This window comes from Neorhizobium sp. BT27B, from assembly GCF_050455485.1.
GTDB lineage: Bacteria > Pseudomonadota > Alphaproteobacteria > Rhizobiales > Rhizobiaceae > Neorhizobium.
Map to the genome: position 1 here is coordinate 49,057 of NZ_JBCIYT010000001.1, position 15,619 is coordinate 64,675.

A 15,619-nucleotide genomic window follows, 5' to 3' on the forward strand; every position below is an offset into this window, starting at 1 on the left:
TTTCCAAGCGTTGATTGTCTTAGTGATCGATCTTTCCGGCTGCACGATCAAGACCAGCCGCAGCACTGTTCGTTCCGCGCAACTACCATTTTTCGCCACTTGCAGAACACACATGGAACATATAGTGTCCGTTCTGGATTTGTTTCACCTTTGAGGACCCGCCATGCTCACGCGCAAACAGCAGGAACTGCTTCTGTTCATTCACGAACGAATGAAGGAATCCGGCGTCCCTCCATCGTTCGACGAGATGAAGGATGCGCTGGATCTGGCATCCAAATCAGGCATCCATCGCCTGATCACTGCGCTTGAAGAACGCGGTTTCATCCGCCGTTTGCCGAACCGTGCCCGCGCACTGGAAGTCATCAAGCTGCCGGACGCCTACAATGCAAGCCTGCAGCCGCGCAAACCGTTTGCACCGAGCGTCATCGAAGGCAGCCTCGGCAAGACGCAGCCCGTGCGTCAGGTGACACCGCCGCCTGTTGCCAATGACAGTATGCCCGCAACAACCGTGCCGGTCATGGGCCGCATTGCGGCCGGCGTGCCGATCTCGGCGATCCAGAACACGACGCATGAAATTGCCGTGCCACCGGAAATGCTGGGCAGCGGTGAGCATTATGCACTGGAAGTGCGTGGTGATTCGATGATCGAGGCCGGCATTCTGGATGGCGATACGGTCATCATCCGCAACGGCAGCACGGCAATGCCGGGCGATATCATCGTGGCGCTGGTCGACGACGAGGAAGCGACGCTCAAGCGTTTCCGCCGCAAGGGCGCATCGATCGCGCTCGAAGCGGCCAACCCGGCCTATGAGACCCGCATTTTCCCGCAGGAACGCGTCAAGGTGCAGGGCAAGCTCGTCGGCCTCATTCGCCGTTACCACTGATACCTGCCTTGCCGCTCAAAAAGCGCAGCGGCTCCGGCAGTGTCGGATCAAAAAGATTGCGCCGCCAGTCATAGTCGCGGTGACGCGTCCAGGAGCGATCGGCGCCGACCATGGCGGCGGCGATCGACCATTGTTTGGGATCAGAATTTCCGTTGAAGCGGATTTCCAATGCTCCTGTTCTGCGTAACGCCTCGCCGTTGATCATCAATGCGCCCGAACGACAGCGATCAAAACGGGCACGTGCCGCAACAACCATTTGCGCGACATCGCAGGCAGGCCCGGCAAAGCGGGCATCTTCCACCACAGCGACCGCCGGGCCGCTGGTTGTTCTTGCGACACACCATGACCGGCCTGCGCAGACGAATGTATCCAATACACTTTCGCGCAGAGCCTTTTGCATCGCCTGCCGCGCTTGAAATACTTCTTCGGGCGTGAGGGGCGGTCGTCGTGATGTCGCTCGTTCTTTCGGTGCGTTGGCCTCTCGCAGTGCGGTGGCCTGCTGCTCTCCTCCCATGCTCGTCGAGACTGACCTCAATCCATCCGCAGTTTTTGGAACGGCCGCTCCATTCGGCAGCAGCACCGCAACCTCTGCCGATGTCGTTGTACCGTTTTTCGGCGATGGCGTGTCCAGCAATGTCGGCGCCGCAGGCTGGGGCAATGACAATGCGTGGCGCCACTGCGAATAAATGAAACCGGGCGGACGCGCGCGATTGGTCGCGACCTGCTTATTGCCCAGCAAGGCGGCAAGGCTTCCATCTTCGGAAACCAGAAAATCCGGCGGCGGATCATGCGCCACCCGCCATGACAGAAAGATGGCCAGTGCCAGAAGCGGCAAACCCAGCAGATGAAGGCGTGTGCGCAGCAAGGTCAGCATCAGAAAACCGGCTGTGGCGACGGGCAGAAACCACGACGGTTGGCGCCCGATGGCAACATCACCTCCCCAGGTCGCAACCATCTTGGCGACAACGATAACGCCCTCCAGCCCGACGCCCATCACCTTCAGGAAAAAGCCGTCGAGGCCAAATGGCATCAACAGCATACCGATCAGGCCGAAGGGCATGACGATGAAGGAGACCAACGGCATGGCGGCCAGGTTCGCCGCCAGTCCATAGGTCGATATCCGGTGAAAATGGTCGATGGAAAAGATAGCCGTCGACAGACCGCCGATCAGCGATGTGGCGAAAACCCCGCCGGCCAGATGCCCGATCGCCAGAACGGGCTTGAGTGCCGCGGGTCGCCATGGCGTTTCGCCGTCTTGCGCCGCCCCGCGCCTGCTCCATGCAGAATAACCTGCGACCAGCGCCACCGTTGCCGCAAAAGACATCTGAAAACTCGGCCCCAATATCTCCGAGGGTGAGACGACAAGAACGACAAGCGCCGCCAACGCCACATTGCGCAGGCTGATCGATGGGCGATCGAAAAACACGGCGGCCAGCATGATCGCCATCATGATGTAGGCGCGCTCTGCCGATACACCGAAGCCCGAAGTCAGGTAATAGCCGGTTGCCATCAACAGCGCCGCGGCCGCGGCCAGTTTCTTCACCGGAAAGGCCTGGGCAAATCCTGGCAGAAGCGCAAGCAGACTGCGCATGCCGATAAAAAAGATGCCCGCCGCCAGCGCCATGTTCAGACCGGATATGGCAACGATATGGGCAAGGCCCGACACGCGCAAAGCCTCGGTCGTTTCATCGGAAATCGCTCGCCGTTCGTCGGTGACGATGGCGGCGGCAAACGCGCCGGGATCACCGGGCACGGTTGCGCGGATGCGCGAGGCGATCGCGCTGCGCCATGCAAAGACGGTTCGCTCAAGTGTTTGCGCCCAGGTCTCGGCAACCGGTCCACTCATCAGCGTGGGGGCACCGTAGAAAAAGCCGATCGCGCCTATGCCGTCGTAATAGGAGGAAAAGGCGAAATCGACGAGGCCGGGCAACGCCGGTCCGGAAGGCGGCGATATCCGCGCCCGCCCGCCAATCCGGTCTCCGATGTCGAAAGCAGGCTGGCGCGTTCGCGACAACAGCGTGATGCGTGTCGGCGGCCGACGAAGCTGCGGCGACGCCGTGCTTTCGAGCGCCAGCACATACCGCCAGCGCCCCTCGCCACTGGGTTCGCGCATTTCGACGACACCCGTCACCACCGTCGTGACCGGCTGATCCAGAACGACGGTGGAGCGTCGCCAGTCCTGAAAAGCCGCCAGCAACATGCCCGCGGTCAGCAGAACAGCGATCAGCACGACGGAACGAAAGCGGCCGTACGTGCCTCGAAGGATAAACGCGAACCCCAGGCTGAACAGAAACGCCACGGATAAAAGCCCCGCCGAAGGCTCGGAAGGCATCGCAAACCATATGGCTGCCCCGAGGCCAATCAGAACAGGCAGAGCCAGAAAGGCATGACCGTGTGCCTGCTCCTCGGCTATCATCCCGATCGTGGCGGACTGCATACGCGCCCAGGCGCTCAGCAGGCGTGCGGCGAGGCCATATGAGGGACGATGCGCGGCCGGAGCGGCGCCACCCGGCCTGAACCTTGAGAGGGACGAGACGCCTGCGGCAACCCTCTGGAGCGGGCTGCGACCATACGGCCTATTGCCAGTCTGCGTCAGAGACGCATGGACTGAGTCTTTCACGGCCAATATCTGAGTTTCCGAGCTGTCCGGCAGAGCGTTTTGGCAGGGCAAATTCGGCTGATTTGCCGACTGCTGCATCGTCTCCGTCGACATCCAGCCCTCCCAAATGAAATTCAAGCGAACACGACTTAGGATTGCATTTTCGGTACTCTCAGGTCAATCGGCAGACATGTCTGTCACGCCACTTTCCAGCCGATCAGACTGGCCCAAGCCTCCTGCGCAGTGGCTGAACGACGAGATCGGAAATGTGAAAATATAAACCCCAGATTGCCGCTATTATAGGTCGTTTGCCTAGTTAATTTTCGCATTGCACAAATACCGCCCACAGGCGCTTGGCAGCGAGCGCCGGATCATATAGCTAATCAGGACGCTTCTTTTCTTTTGGCGCTTCTCCAGCGCCATTTCCGCCTATTTCGGAGGATTATATGACGGATACGAGCGCAAACATCGTTCTTGGCGATAAAAAAGTAGAGATGCCGGTCAAGAAGGGCACTATCGGCCCTGACGTGATAGACATCGGCGCGCTGTACAAGAACACCGGCGCCTTTACCTACGACCCCGGCTTCACCTCCACTGCATCGTGCGAATCCAAGATCACCTATATCGATGGCGACAACGGCGTTCTTCTGCATCGCGGTTACCCGATCGAGCAGCTGGCCGAGCACGGCGACTTCCTGGAAACCTGCTATCTGCTGCTGTACGGCGATCTGCCGACTGCAGCACAGAAGAAGGATTTCGATCATCGCGTAACGCACCACACCATGGTGCACGAGCAGATGAACAAGTTCTTCAGCGGCTTCCGTCGTGACGCCCATCCGATGGCCGTCATGGTCGGCACCGTTGGTGCACTGTCGGCTTTCTATCACGACTCGACCGACATCACCGATCCGCACCAGCGCATGGTTGCGTCGCTGCGCATGATCGCAAAGATGCCGACGATCGCGGCGATGGCCTACAAGTACCATATCGGCCAGCCGTTCGTTTATCCGCAGAACGATCTCGACTATTCGTCGAACTTCCTGCGCATGTGCTTTGCCGTGCCGTGTGAAGAATACAAGGTGAACCCGGTTCTGGCCCGCGCCATGGACCGCATCTTCATTCTGCACGCGGATCACGAGCAGAACGCCTCGACCTCGACCGTGCGCCTCGCCGGCTCGTCGGGTGCCAACCCGTTTGCCTGTATCGCCGCCGGCATTGCCTGCCTCTGGGGCCCCGCTCATGGCGGCGCCAATGAAGCGGCGCTCAACATGCTGCAGGAAATCGGCACGGTTGACCGTATTCCGGAATATATCGCCCGCGCAAAGGACAAGAACGATCCGTTCCGCCTGATGGGCTTTGGTCACCGCGTCTACAAGAACTACGATCCGCGCGCGAAAATCATGCAGAAGACCACGCATGAAGTTCTCGCCGAACTCGGCCACAAGGACGATCCGCTTCTGCAGGTCGCCATGGAGCTGGAAAAGATCGCTCTTACCGATCCTTATTTCATCGAGAAGAAGCTCTATCCGAACATCGATTTCTATTCGGGCATCACGCTGAAGGCGATGGGTTTCCCGACCACGATGTTCACCGTGCTCTTCGCGCTGGCCCGCACCGTCGGCTGGATCGCCCAGTGGGCCGAAATGATCGAAGATCCGCAGCAGCGTATCGGTCGCCCGCGCCAGCTTTACACCGGCGAACCGCAGCGCGATTACGTTCCGGTTTCCAAGCGCTAAGCTAAGAAACATCAGACAAAGAAAAACCCGGTCAATGGCCGGGTTTTTTATTGTCCAGGAGATCGAGCACGATGGCTGCCGCAGCCTCACCCGGTGGCACCGGTACGGTGAGATTTTTCCAGGTCAGATCGAAACCTTCGAGCATGGCGCGGCGCGGGCCGCTGTCATACGAAAGCTGCTCCGCCCAACGGCAGAGCGCGCCGGGACGCACGACTTCATTGATATATTCAGGCACCACAACACGGTCGGCAATGAGGTTGGGCAGCGCGCCGGACCATATCTTGATGCGCTTGGCCATCATGGTAATCAGCCAGTCGGCCTTGTAGGCCGAGACGACCGGTACCGTTGCCAGGGCCAGTTCGAGAATGACGGTGCCCGACGCTGCGATTGCCGCATCCGCTTGCGCAAAAGCGGCCCACTTACCCGTCTGATCAACCACGATCTCGGGTCTGTTCTCGAAACCCGCAACGATCTCCTGCACCAGAGCTTCGCGGCGTTTGACCGTCGGCAGGATGAAACGTGTCGGCCCGTTGCGGCGCACAAACTCCTGCATCACCTCACCAAAGATCGGCAGCAACGCCTTGATCTCGGCGCCGCGCGATCCCGGCAAGAGCAGGATCGTTTTCGCATCGCCTGCATTTTTAAGCGGCCGCTGTGCCCGCAATTCGCGCACGCGCAGAATATCTGCATCAGCCGTCAGGCGATGGCCGACAAAATCGGTGCGCGGTCCATCCAGACGGCGCATGGCCTCGGGTTCGAAGGGCAGCACGGCGAGAACCCGATCCACATAAGGCAGCATCGCCTTGGCGCGGTATTCCTTCCACGCCCAGACACTGGGGCAGACATAGTTGACCACCGGCAGATCGGGCAAAGCCGCCCTCACCTTCTTCGCCACCCGATGGGTAAAATCCGGGCTGTCGATGATGATCAGCACATCCGGTTTTGCGGCGATGATGGCATCCGCCGTCTGGCCGATCCGGCGGATCAGGCCTGGAAGACGCGCCAGAACCTGGGTTATTCCCATGATCGAGAGTTCGGAGAAATCGAACAGCGAGTGCAGACCTTGGCCTTCCAGCGCATCACCGCCGACGCCGACCAGTTCCAAATGGCCGCCGGTTCTTGCCTTCAGCGCCGCGATCAGATCGCCACCGAGCAGATCACCTGATACCTCGCCGGCGACCACGGCGATTTTGAGGGAGCGCTCACTCATGACAATCCCTCATTCGGCAAGCCTGCATCGATACCGCAGACAAAAATGCCCTCGGCATCCGCCAGCGCAATCATCTCCTCGCGGTCGAGGACCAGCGCGTGGCCGGCCTGCACGGCAATACCGGCAAGGCCTGCGGCAACCGCATTGCGAACCGTCGAAGGACCGATGGTCGGCAGGTCGGCGCGGATATCCTGCTGCGGTTTGCAAAGCTTTACCAGCACGCCCTTGCGGCGCGCCGAAACGCGGCCCGCAGCACGAAGGGCGGCCACACGCTGAAGCATAGCATCCGTACCTTCGACACCTTCCAAAGCAACGATGCGGCCGCCGACGCTGACCGAACCCTGGCCGACATCAAGCTCGCCGAGCAACCGCGCCGCGGCTCCGGCCTTGCGGATATCACGCAGGTCGTCGTCGGACGGAGAAATACGGCCGAGCGGGCCGACCGTTGCCAGAAGGTCCGGCGCGATCTGGTGCACACCCATGACCTCGCAGCCCATCGCCTCGAACAGGCGGATCACCATCTGTAAAACGGTGTCGTCGCCGCCGGCCAGCAGCGTGCGCACCACAGACGGCATTTTGCGGATCGTGCGCCATGTGGGATGGATCTCGCGCCATTCCGGCCTGCGAGAAACGCCGCCGGACATCACGACCCGGCCAATACCACGCTCACGCACAGCCTTTTCGATGGTCGCAAGATCACCGACACTCGCCACCACGCATTCGAAAGCGGAGAAATCACGATCCGCTTCATTTTTCAGCGGAACGATCAGCGGGTTTTCACCGGCCCGACGGGCAGCTTCGGCCACATATAACGGCAAAAGGCCGCTTCCGGCGATGATCGCCAAGCGGCCTTTCGAATGTTCTGCCGGAGCGCCGGCCAAGGGATCAGGCCTTGCCACGATGCGGCGAGGAAATCGCACGATCGCTATCGGCGCCGATGAAGTCGAGGATTTCCAGAACTTCCGGGCAATCCAGATAATCGTCGCGCAGAGCCGCGGCATTGGTGCGGATATTGCCTTCGCCTTCGAAAATATCCTTGAAGGCGCGACGCACCTTGTGGATCGTCGCCCGTTCGATACCGGCGCGCGTCATGCCGACGACGTTGAGGCCACCGAGAAGGCCGGGATTACCGTTCAACATGCCATAAGGGATGACGTCGTAGTTCACGGCAGACAGGCCGCCAATGAAGGCCTGACGACCGATACGGCTGAACTGGTGCACGGCAGATCCACCACCGAGAATGACGCGATCGGCAACCTTCACATGGCCGGCCAGCATGACATTGTTCGACATGATGATGTCATTGCCGAGAATGCAGTCATGGGCGACATGCGAATTGGCAAGCAACAGGCAGCGATCGCCGACAACAGTCGTGCCGCCGCCTTCTGCCGTACCGGTGTTCATCGTCACGCCTTCACGCATGGTGCAATTCTCACCGATGAAAAGCGTCGTTTCCTCACCGGCATGATGCACGCTCTGCGGATCGCCGCCAATAACGGCCATCGGGAAGATACGCGAACCGCGGCCGATCTTGGTGCGGCCGGTCACAACGGCGTTGGAGACGAGTTCAACATCATCGCCGAGCACGACTTTTGGACCGACCCGGCAAAACGGACCAATCGAAACGTTTTCACCGATGACCGCACCATCCTCGACAACTGCCATCGGATGGATGCGTGCGCTTGCTGCTATCGTGCTCATTACGCGTCCTTACGACGGATCATCGCGCCGATATCTGCTTCTGCGACGACAGCGCCGTCTACCTTGGCATCGCAGTGGAACTTCCAGATGTTGCCACGCTGTTTCTGCTTGGTCACATGGAACTCGACGCGGTCACCCGGCACGACCGGCTTGCGGAAACGTGCGTTATCGATGGTCATGAAGTAGACCAGATTGCCGCCCTCGCCTTCCTTCAGCGCGCAGATGGCACCGGCCGTCTGGGCCATGCCTTCCACGAGCAGAACGCCCGGCATGATCGGCTGTTCCGGAAAATGTCCGGTAAAATGCGGCTCATTGGCGGTGACATTCTTGATGCCGATGGCGGAATTGTCGCCGTCGATCTCGATGATCTTGTCCACCAGCAGGAAAGGGTAGCGGTGCGGCAAGAGCTTCATGATCTGCTGGATGTCTGCCGACGCCAGGGTCGTGTTGCCCTCAGCCATTCCGGTCTCCTCTTTTCTTGGAGCGCTCATCGGAGCGCATCATTATTTCTGCAATATCTCTCAGGAAATCGGGCATTGGTCGCGCCGGAATACCACCATATTTGGCCTTCGGCGGAATATCGCCGACAACGCCACTCATGGCAGCGATCTGCACACCGTCACCGATTGTAATGTGACCGTTGATACCCGAAGCACCGCCGATCATCACACCGTCGCCTATCGTCGTCGAGCCGGCAATACCGGTTCCCGAGGCAAGGCCGCAATGACGCCCGATGCGCACGTTGTGGGCAATCTGCACCAGATTGTCGATCTTTGTGCCCTCGCCGATCACGGTATCATCCATCGCACCACGGTCGATCGTGGTATTCGCGCCGATCTCGACATTGTCCTGAATGATAACGCGGCCGACCTGCACGATCTTCATGAAGCCGCGCGGCCCCGGCGCATAACCGAAACCGTCCTGGCCAAGCCGGGCACCATTATGGATGATCACGCCGTTGCCGATCATCGAGGCGACGATGGATGCGCCGGCAGCAATGGTGCAATCACGACCGATCGTGACATTGGCGCCGATCACCGCACCTGCGCCGATCCGCGTGCCTGACCCGATTTCGACACCGGCGCCGATGACGGCCATAGGCTCGACATGCACACCGTCTTCCAGACGCGCCGTCGGATCGACGTAAGCTGCGGGAGAAATGCCGGCCGGTTCCGACGTGATCGCAGAAGGACGCAAGCCTTCCGGGTGCAGCAACGCGCCCGCAGCTGCAAATGCAGAATGCGGCGTGCGGGTCAAAAGCACCGGGATATGATCGGGAACGGCAGACCGCAATCCGGCATCACACAGGATCGCAGAGGCCTGGCAGGTTTCGAGTTCTGCCTTGTTCTTGCGGGAAAGGATGTAACAAATGTCGCCAGCCTTGGCACGCGACACCGGAGAAACCGAACGGATCAGCGTATCGCCGACCGTCTCATCCAAAAGCTCCGCCCCCAAGTGGCGGGCGAGCTCTTTCAAGCTCACCCCCTCATGGGGCGGAAAGAAACGATTATCGTCCATCAGCCAAAGCTCCAGAACATTTTTTGTGGTCGTTCTGGACCAAAAGGATCAGAACTGGTTGGCCATGCTGAAGCGGAATTCCTGGACTTCGTCGTAGTCTTCCTTGGCAACCGGCACGGCGTAATCGACGCGCAGAGCACCGAAGGGCGAAGCCCAGGTCACACCTGCACCAACCGATGCACGGATGGAATTGTCATCACGTACACCAACAGCCGGCACGTCGTTTCCGTAAAGCACGCCAGCATCAGCAAACGCGTTCAGACGGAGACCAAAGTCTTCAGGCAGGCCCGGAGCCGGGATACTGACTTCCGCCGAGGCGTTGAAGTAGGTCGTGCCGCCGAGAGCATCGCCGTTCGGCATACGCGGGCCGAGACCGTTGTTTTCGAAACCACGAACCTGCTTGCCGCCGAAGGTGAACTGATCGAAAATGTTCAGCTTATCGCCGGTCGCTACGACGTGACCTGCACCGACACCGATCTGACCGATGATATCGGCTTCGTCAGACAGGAGCGTAAAGTAACGGGCACGACCATAGATCTTGTAGAATTCGGAATCGCCACCGAGACCCGCATATTCATGCGTCACCGTCGCATAGATGCCTTCGCGCGGAAGGGTCATGCTGTCGACCGTGTTGTAGGTCAGCGTCTGCGAGATCGAAGACTGCAGGTAATCGCCATGCTGGATCATGTCGATATACGGCTGGGAAAGGTTACCATTGCTCAGGTAATCGTCGTTACCGTCGTAATTGATTTCCTTGTAGGTGTAGCGGAACGTCGTCGCCAGATCTTCGGTGATCGGCGCCGTTACGCGCAGCGTGAAGCCCTGCTCGTTGTAGTCATAGTAGTCTTCGGAAGAAGACTGGCTCTTGAAGACATCGAAACCGGCAGCCAGACGATAACCGAGGAAATAGGGCTCGGTGAAGGACAGCGAGTAGGTACGGGCATCATCGAGACCGCCACCGACTGCAACGCGGATGTACTGGCCGCGGCCGAGGAAGTTCTTTTCTTCGATCGAAGCTTCGAGGATGGCGCTGTCGCTGCTCGGCGAGTAACCGACGCCGATACCGAACGAACCGGTCGACTGGTCTTCAACATCAACGATGATGATGACGCGGTCGGCAGACGTGCCCTGCGTGGTCGAGATATTGACCTTGCCGAAATAGCCCAGAGCCTCGAGACGACGCTTGGCGCGCGTGATCATGGTCTGGTTGAAGGCGTCGCCTTCGCTGATATCGAACTCGCGACGAATGACGTAGTCACGCGTACGGGTGTTGCCACGGATCTCGATACGCTCGACATAGGCGCGCTCGCCCTGGTCGACCAGATAGGAGACGCCGATCGTGTTGTTCTGGAAGTTACGATCGCCGCGCGGCGTAACACGTGCAAACGGGTAACCCGCAGCAGCGACGCGCTCGGAGATGGCTTCCATGGACTTCTGAATGTCCTTGGCGCTGTAGGTGTCGCCCGTATGGGTCTCGACGAGGCCCTGCAGGTCTTCAGCATTGACGCCATCAACCGTCGATTCGACGCGGACATCACCAAACGTGTAGCGCTGACCTTCTTCGACAGTGAAGTTTACCGTGTATGCGTTCTTGGATTCATCCAGAACAGCATCCGAGGAAACGACGCGGAAGTCGGCGTAACCGTGGTTGTAATAGAACTGACGCAGCGCTTCTTCATCGGCGCGGCGCTTGTCGTCGTTATAGACATCCTTGCGGGTCAGGAACGACAGAGGACCGGATTCCTTCGTCGCGATCACATCACGCAGACGGCGATTGCCATAGGCCTGGTTGCCGACAAAGTTGATGGAGTCGATCTTGGTGCGATCGCCTTCGTTGATCTGGAAAGCGATGTTTACGCGACCCTGACCAACCGGAACGACCTGCGTGGTGATTTCGACATCGCTGCGGCCAGTGGCCGAATAGGCCTGCTTGAGGCGCTCGACGTCGGAAGCGAGCAGAGCATCGCTATACGGACCGAGCGGCTGCGTCTGAACGGCGCCAGCCAGCTTGTCGTCCTTGATCTTGCGGTTGCCGTTGAACACGACCTGGTTCACGAGCTGGTTCTCATTGACGGACACAACGAGAGAACGGCCGGAAACGCTGATGCGAACGTCGGAGAAATAACCTGTGGAATACAAACGCTTCACCGACTCGTCGATGTCGGCTTCAGAGAAGCTCACACCTGGACGAATGGTGATGTTGGAGCGGACGGCCTCCTCGCCGGCGCGCTGCGCACCACGGACTTCAACCCGCTGGATGGTGGCGGCCTCAGCAACCGGGGCAGAGGCAAGCACAACGACACCCGCACCCGATGCGACAACACTAGCAGACAGCGCAAACGCCGACACTGCGTTCAAAAACTTTGAACCAGCTTTCATATTCACTTCTTACCTTTTTCCGTTGTCCCTAGACGGGTGGCACCCGACTCCGGCCACGTGTGTCGTTTTACCTTCTTTTGTCCTACAAGCAAGGCATCGCGTTAATTTCTATTTACTTCCTTCGCAGCCGTGGCGCATTCGCCACGCGGACATGCAAACAGGGTAAATAAACGGTTTCTGCACCGTTCTGAAACACTTAACCGATCCACCTGCCGATCGTGTCATTCCATGTGGCGAACACCATCAGCGTCAGAATCAGCGCGAAGCCGAGCCTGAAGACGATCTCCTGAACCCGCGCATTCAGTGGACGTCCTCTCAGTGCCTCAAGCGCGTAAAGCAGCAAGTGACCACCGTCAAGCACCGGAACCGGCAGCAAATTCATCAGACCAAGCGAAACGGAAATGACGGCGGCAAAATTCAGGACGGCAACAAAACCGAGCGTCGCCATCTGTCCCGTCGTTTCGGCGATGCGGATCGGGCCACCGATCTGATCGGCGCGCATGCGGCCGGCAAAGATGTTGGCGATATAACGCCCCGTGCCGGTGATGATATTGCCGGTTTCCTTGAAGCCCTCGATGACGGCGGCGCCCGGCGAATACTGCTGGACACGGAAATTGCCGCGCTGCTCGTTGGTAACGATACCGATGAGGCCAAGCTCGACCTTGTTGCCGAACTGATCGGTGATTTCCTCGCGCTTCGGCACCATCGGCAGATCCAATCGCGAACCTTCGCGCTCGACAGTCACGATGATGGGCACCAGCGGGCGAATACTGACGTAACGGCGCACTTCATCGAAGGTCGCGACCTCATGGCCATCAAGCGCCACCAGCTTGTCGCCAACCTCGACGCCGGCAACCTGTGCCGCGCTATCGGGGCGCACTTCGGCCACGACCGGATCAGCAACGACCTTGCCGTAGACCGTGAACAGAACCGCAAAAATGGCGATTGCAAGGATGAAGTTGGCGATCGGGCCTGCCGCAACGGTCGCGGCCCTTTTCCACAGTTTTGCGCCGGCAAGTGTCTGCGCGCGCTCTGCGTCGCTCATGCCCGACAGCGAATCGGTGCCCGGCATGCTGGCGGCATCCTCGTCGCCATAAAATTTCACATAGCCGCCAAGCGGGATTGCCGAGATCTTCCAGCGGGTGCCGTGGCTGTCGGTATAACCGATCAGTTCAGGCCCGAAACCGACAGAAAATGCCAGAACACGAATGCCGCTCCAGCGCCCGACGAGATAGTGACCCATCTCATGTACGAACACGAGCACCGAAAGGACGAGGATAAACGGGATGATATACCCGGTAAGCACGCCGAAAATTGCCATCACGCCATCCATTCCTGCTTCGCCGGCTCCCTGCCCAATTTTATATGCACGATTTCATGTCTCTGTGACGGTCTTTAAAGACCGAAAAGAAAACCGGCAACAGGGGTCTCGCCATATCCGGTCCAGGCGGCATGCGCCATGGCCAGGAGAAACGCCGCGAAACAGGCGAAAACGAGACCATCGACACGGTCCATCACGCCACCGTGACCGGGAATCAGATGGCCGGAATCCTTGACGCCAAAGCGGCGCTTGATGAAGGATTCGAACAGATCGCCGATCTGGCTGGCCACAGACAGCGCCAGCGCCAGCGCCACGGTGCGCAGCGACACCTGCGAGAAGAACGAAAGCGTGATGGCGCTGCCGAGCGCGACGCCTGACACCGTGCCACCAATGGCGCCGGACCAGGTCTTGCCGGGAGAGATCCGCGGTGCAAGTTTCGGCCCGCCAATCGAACGCCCGAAGAAATAGGCCAGGATATCGGTGCCCCAGACGACGGCGAACAGAAACAGCGTCGCCATCAGCCCGAACTGGTCGCTGCCACGGATCGCGGCAAGCGAAATACCACTCAGGCCCGCATAAAGCACACCACCGGGCATCCAGCCGCTGCCACGCCGCAAAAACTTCAGCAGAAGGGCCGTGATGGCAAAACCGCCCAACAGGGGGGCACCCAGACCAAGATCGCCAAAAGCCAGATTGGCCGCCACGCAGACCACTGCCACCCAGCCGAAAGCGTCGCCGCGCAAATCCACCTCGGGCAGACGCGTCATCTTCGACCATTCGTGATAGATCAGCAGCGACATGCCGGCGGCAAACAGCCGGAAAGGCGTTCCGCCATACCATGTTGCGGCAAGGGTGACCGCGGCCATGACGAGCGCGGAAATCGTACGCTTGCGAAGTTCGCTTGCCATCAGCCGGCAACCGCCGCTGGCTTGGCAGCTAGGCCGCCAAAACGGCGATCGCGCGCCGCATAGATCTTCAGCGCGTCAAAAAACATCTCGCGGTCGAAATCCGGCCAGAAATTCGGCAGGAACAGGAATTCGGAATAGGCGGCCTGCCACAGCAGGAAGTTGGAAAGACGCTCCTCGCCGCTGGTGCGGATGATCAGGTCCGGATCGGGGATGCCGGCGGTATCGAGGCGTTCGTCAACCATCGCCATATCGATATCTTCCGGGCGCAGCAGTCCAGCCGCCACTTCGCTTGCCAGACGTTCGATGGCGCGCAGAATTTCGTTCCGCGAACCGTAATTGAAGGCGATGACAAGGGTGAGGCCGGTATTGCCGCTGGTGGTTTCTTCAGCCTCCAGCAACATCGGCAGCAGATCGCCCTGCAGGTTGCGGCGATCGCCGATGATACGAATCCGGACGTTCGAACGATGCAGTTCGGCCAGATCGCGGCGGATGAACCGCCGCATCAGCCCGAGCAGGTCCGTCACCTCGGCTTCCGGCCGGCTCCAGTTCTCCGAGGAGAATGCGAAGAGCGTCAGGAACTCGACGCCCGCCTCGCCTGCGGCACGCACAGCCTGACGCACGGCCTCGACACCTTTTGTGTGCCCGACGGTGCGCGGCAGGCCGCGCTGGTTTGCCCAGCGACCGTTGCCATCCATGATGATGGCAACATGCTTCGGGATCACGGGTAGATCAGGCTTCACCATGTTCAGTCCGGCGTTTGTGACAGCGACGAGCGGGCTTTGATGCAGGTTCTAGACCTGCATGATTTCCTTTTCCTTCTCCGCAAGCAAGCGGTCCAGCTCGGAAATCGCATCATCTGTCATCTTCTGGATTTTTTCGGACTGCGCACGGCTGTCGTCCTGGCCGATATCGCCGTCCTTTTCAGCCTTCTTCAAGGCGTCCATGCCATCACGGCGAACGTTGCGCACAGCAACCTTGCTCTTTTCCGTGTAGTCGTGCGCAACCTTGACCAGCGACTTGCGGCGCTCTTCGTTGAGCTCCGGCAGCGGGATGCGCAGGTTCTGACCGTCCATGATCGGATTGAGGCCGAGATTCGATTCGCGGATGGCGCGGTCGACAGCATTGACCATCGACTTATCCCAGATGGATACGCCGAGCATGCGCGGCTCAGGCACGGTAATATTGGCAACCTGGTTCAGCGGCACACGCGAACCATAGGCTTCGACCGTGACCGGATCGAGAATGTTGGCAGAGGCGCGGCCCGTACGCAGCGAGGCGATGTCGCTCTTGAAGGCCGTAACAGCGCCGTCCATGCGACGCTTGATGTCGTTGAGATCGATGGCACCGCTCATCTTACACTCCGT

Annotated in this window: 13 protein-coding genes; 2 read left to right on the plus strand and 11 right to left on the minus strand. The window is 59.6% G+C overall.

Going from position 1 to position 15,619, the window contains the following annotated elements:
• The first annotated feature begins 163 nt into the window (after nt 1-163).
• Nucleotides 164-883: a transcriptional repressor LexA gene (gene lexA, locus AAIH70_RS00235; protein ID WP_132273502.1), complete on the plus strand. Its 720-nt coding sequence runs from the start codon at nt 164-166 to the stop codon at nt 881-883.
• Here the strand turns inward: lexA and AAIH70_RS00240 are convergent.
• Entirely contained in the window at nt 864-3,320 is a 2,457-nt protein-coding gene (locus AAIH70_RS00240; protein WP_430032695.1) for a ComEC/Rec2 family competence protein, read from the minus strand. The two genes, lexA and AAIH70_RS00240, sit on opposite strands and share 20 nt — an antisense overlap.
• 608 nt (nt 3,321-3,928) lie before the next feature.
• Here AAIH70_RS00240 and gltA point away from each other — a divergent pair.
• Complete coding sequence (gene gltA / locus AAIH70_RS00245) at nt 3,929-5,218, plus strand: citrate synthase (protein WP_132273501.1); 1,290 nt, start codon at nt 3,929-3,931, stop codon at nt 5,216-5,218.
• A gap of 31 nt (nt 5,219-5,249) precedes the next feature.
• Here gltA and lpxB read toward each other — a convergent pair whose 3' ends face one another.
• From lpxB to frr, 10 genes are all read right to left on the minus strand, one after another.
• Nucleotides 5,250-6,428: a lipid-A-disaccharide synthase gene (gene lpxB, locus AAIH70_RS00250; RefSeq protein ID WP_132273500.1), complete on the minus strand. Its 1,179-nt coding sequence runs from the start codon at nt 6,426-6,428 to the stop codon at nt 5,250-5,252.
• Nucleotides 6,425-7,309 (minus strand): LpxI family protein, encoded by an 885-nt coding sequence (locus tag AAIH70_RS00255; protein WP_245519151.1) that lies wholly within the window; start codon nt 7,307-7,309, stop codon nt 6,425-6,427. The genes lpxB and AAIH70_RS00255 overlap by 4 nt, the downstream gene beginning before the upstream one ends.
• Nucleotides 7,310-7,313: 4 nt before the next feature.
• Complete coding sequence (gene lpxA, locus AAIH70_RS00260; RefSeq protein WP_132273498.1) at nt 7,314-8,129, minus strand: acyl-ACP--UDP-N-acetylglucosamine O-acyltransferase; 816 nt, start codon at nt 8,127-8,129, stop codon at nt 7,314-7,316.
• Entirely contained in the window at nt 8,129-8,590 is a 462-nt protein-coding gene (fabZ, locus tag AAIH70_RS00265) for a 3-hydroxyacyl-ACP dehydratase FabZ (protein WP_132273497.1), read from the minus strand. Before fabZ ends, lpxA begins: the two co-directional genes overlap by 1 nt.
• On the minus strand, nt 8,583-9,647 hold the full coding sequence (gene lpxD / locus AAIH70_RS00270) for a UDP-3-O-(3-hydroxymyristoyl)glucosamine N-acyltransferase (protein ID WP_132273496.1): 1,065 nt from the start codon (nt 9,645-9,647) through the stop codon (nt 8,583-8,585). Before lpxD ends, fabZ begins: the two co-directional genes overlap by 8 nt.
• A 48-nt stretch (nt 9,648-9,695) precedes the next feature.
• On the minus strand, nt 9,696-12,026 hold the full coding sequence (gene bamA, locus AAIH70_RS00275) for an outer membrane protein assembly factor BamA (RefSeq protein ID WP_132273495.1): 2,331 nt from the start codon (nt 12,024-12,026) through the stop codon (nt 9,696-9,698).
• A 196-nt stretch (nt 12,027-12,222) separates the two neighbouring features.
• On the minus strand, nt 12,223-13,347 hold the full coding sequence (gene rseP / locus AAIH70_RS00280) for an RIP metalloprotease RseP (protein ID WP_207908242.1): 1,125 nt from the start codon (nt 13,345-13,347) through the stop codon (nt 12,223-12,225).
• Nucleotides 13,348-13,421: 74 nt separating this feature from the next.
• Entirely contained in the window at nt 13,422-14,255 is an 834-nt protein-coding gene (locus AAIH70_RS00285) for a phosphatidate cytidylyltransferase (protein WP_132273493.1), read from the minus strand.
• Nucleotides 14,255-14,998, minus strand: coding sequence for an isoprenyl transferase (locus tag AAIH70_RS00290; RefSeq protein WP_132273492.1), 744 nt, complete (start codon nt 14,996-14,998; stop codon nt 14,255-14,257). Before AAIH70_RS00290 ends, AAIH70_RS00285 begins: the two co-directional genes overlap by 1 nt.
• Before the next feature lie 48 nt (nt 14,999-15,046).
• The gene (gene frr / locus AAIH70_RS00295) at nt 15,047-15,607 is read right to left on the minus strand and encodes a ribosome recycling factor (protein WP_112731154.1); all 561 of its coding nucleotides are present in this window, start codon (nt 15,605-15,607) and stop codon (nt 15,047-15,049) included.
• Between the last annotated feature and the right edge of the window lie 12 nt (nt 15,608-15,619).

Excerpts from the sequence above, each read along its gene's own strand:
- lpxD (WP_132273496.1), bottom strand. The coding sequence starts at position 9,647 with ATGGACGATAATCGTTTCTTTCCGCCCCATGAGGGGGTGAGCTTGAAA.
- lpxB (WP_132273500.1), bottom strand. The coding sequence starts at position 6,428 with ATGAGTGAGCGCTCCCTCAAAATCGCCGTGGTCGCCGGCGAGGTATCA.
- gltA (WP_132273501.1), top strand. The coding sequence starts at position 3,929 with ATGACGGATACGAGCGCAAACATCGTTCTTGGCGATAAAAAAGTAGAG.
- AAIH70_RS00240 (WP_430032695.1), bottom strand. The coding sequence starts at position 3,320 with ATGCAGTCCGCCACGATCGGGATGATAGCCGAGGAGCAGGCACACGGT.
- lexA (WP_132273502.1), top strand. The coding sequence starts at position 164 with ATGCTCACGCGCAAACAGCAGGAACTGCTTCTGTTCATTCACGAACGA.
- frr (WP_112731154.1), bottom strand. The coding sequence starts at position 15,607 with ATGAGCGGTGCCATCGATCTCAACGACATCAAGCGTCGCATGGACGGC.
- lpxA (WP_132273498.1), bottom strand. The coding sequence starts at position 8,129 with ATGAGCACGATAGCAGCAAGCGCACGCATCCATCCGATGGCAGTTGTC.
- AAIH70_RS00290 (WP_132273492.1), bottom strand. The coding sequence starts at position 14,998 with ATGGTGAAGCCTGATCTACCCGTGATCCCGAAGCATGTTGCCATCATC.
- AAIH70_RS00285 (WP_132273493.1), bottom strand. The coding sequence starts at position 14,255 with ATGGCAAGCGAACTTCGCAAGCGTACGATTTCCGCGCTCGTCATGGCC.
- bamA (WP_132273495.1), bottom strand. The coding sequence starts at position 12,026 with ATGAAAGCTGGTTCAAAGTTTTTGAACGCAGTGTCGGCGTTTGCGCTG.
- rseP (WP_207908242.1), bottom strand. The coding sequence starts at position 13,347 with ATGGCAATTTTCGGCGTGCTTACCGGGTATATCATCCCGTTTATCCTC.
- fabZ (WP_132273497.1), bottom strand. The coding sequence starts at position 8,590 with ATGGCTGAGGGCAACACGACCCTGGCGTCGGCAGACATCCAGCAGATC.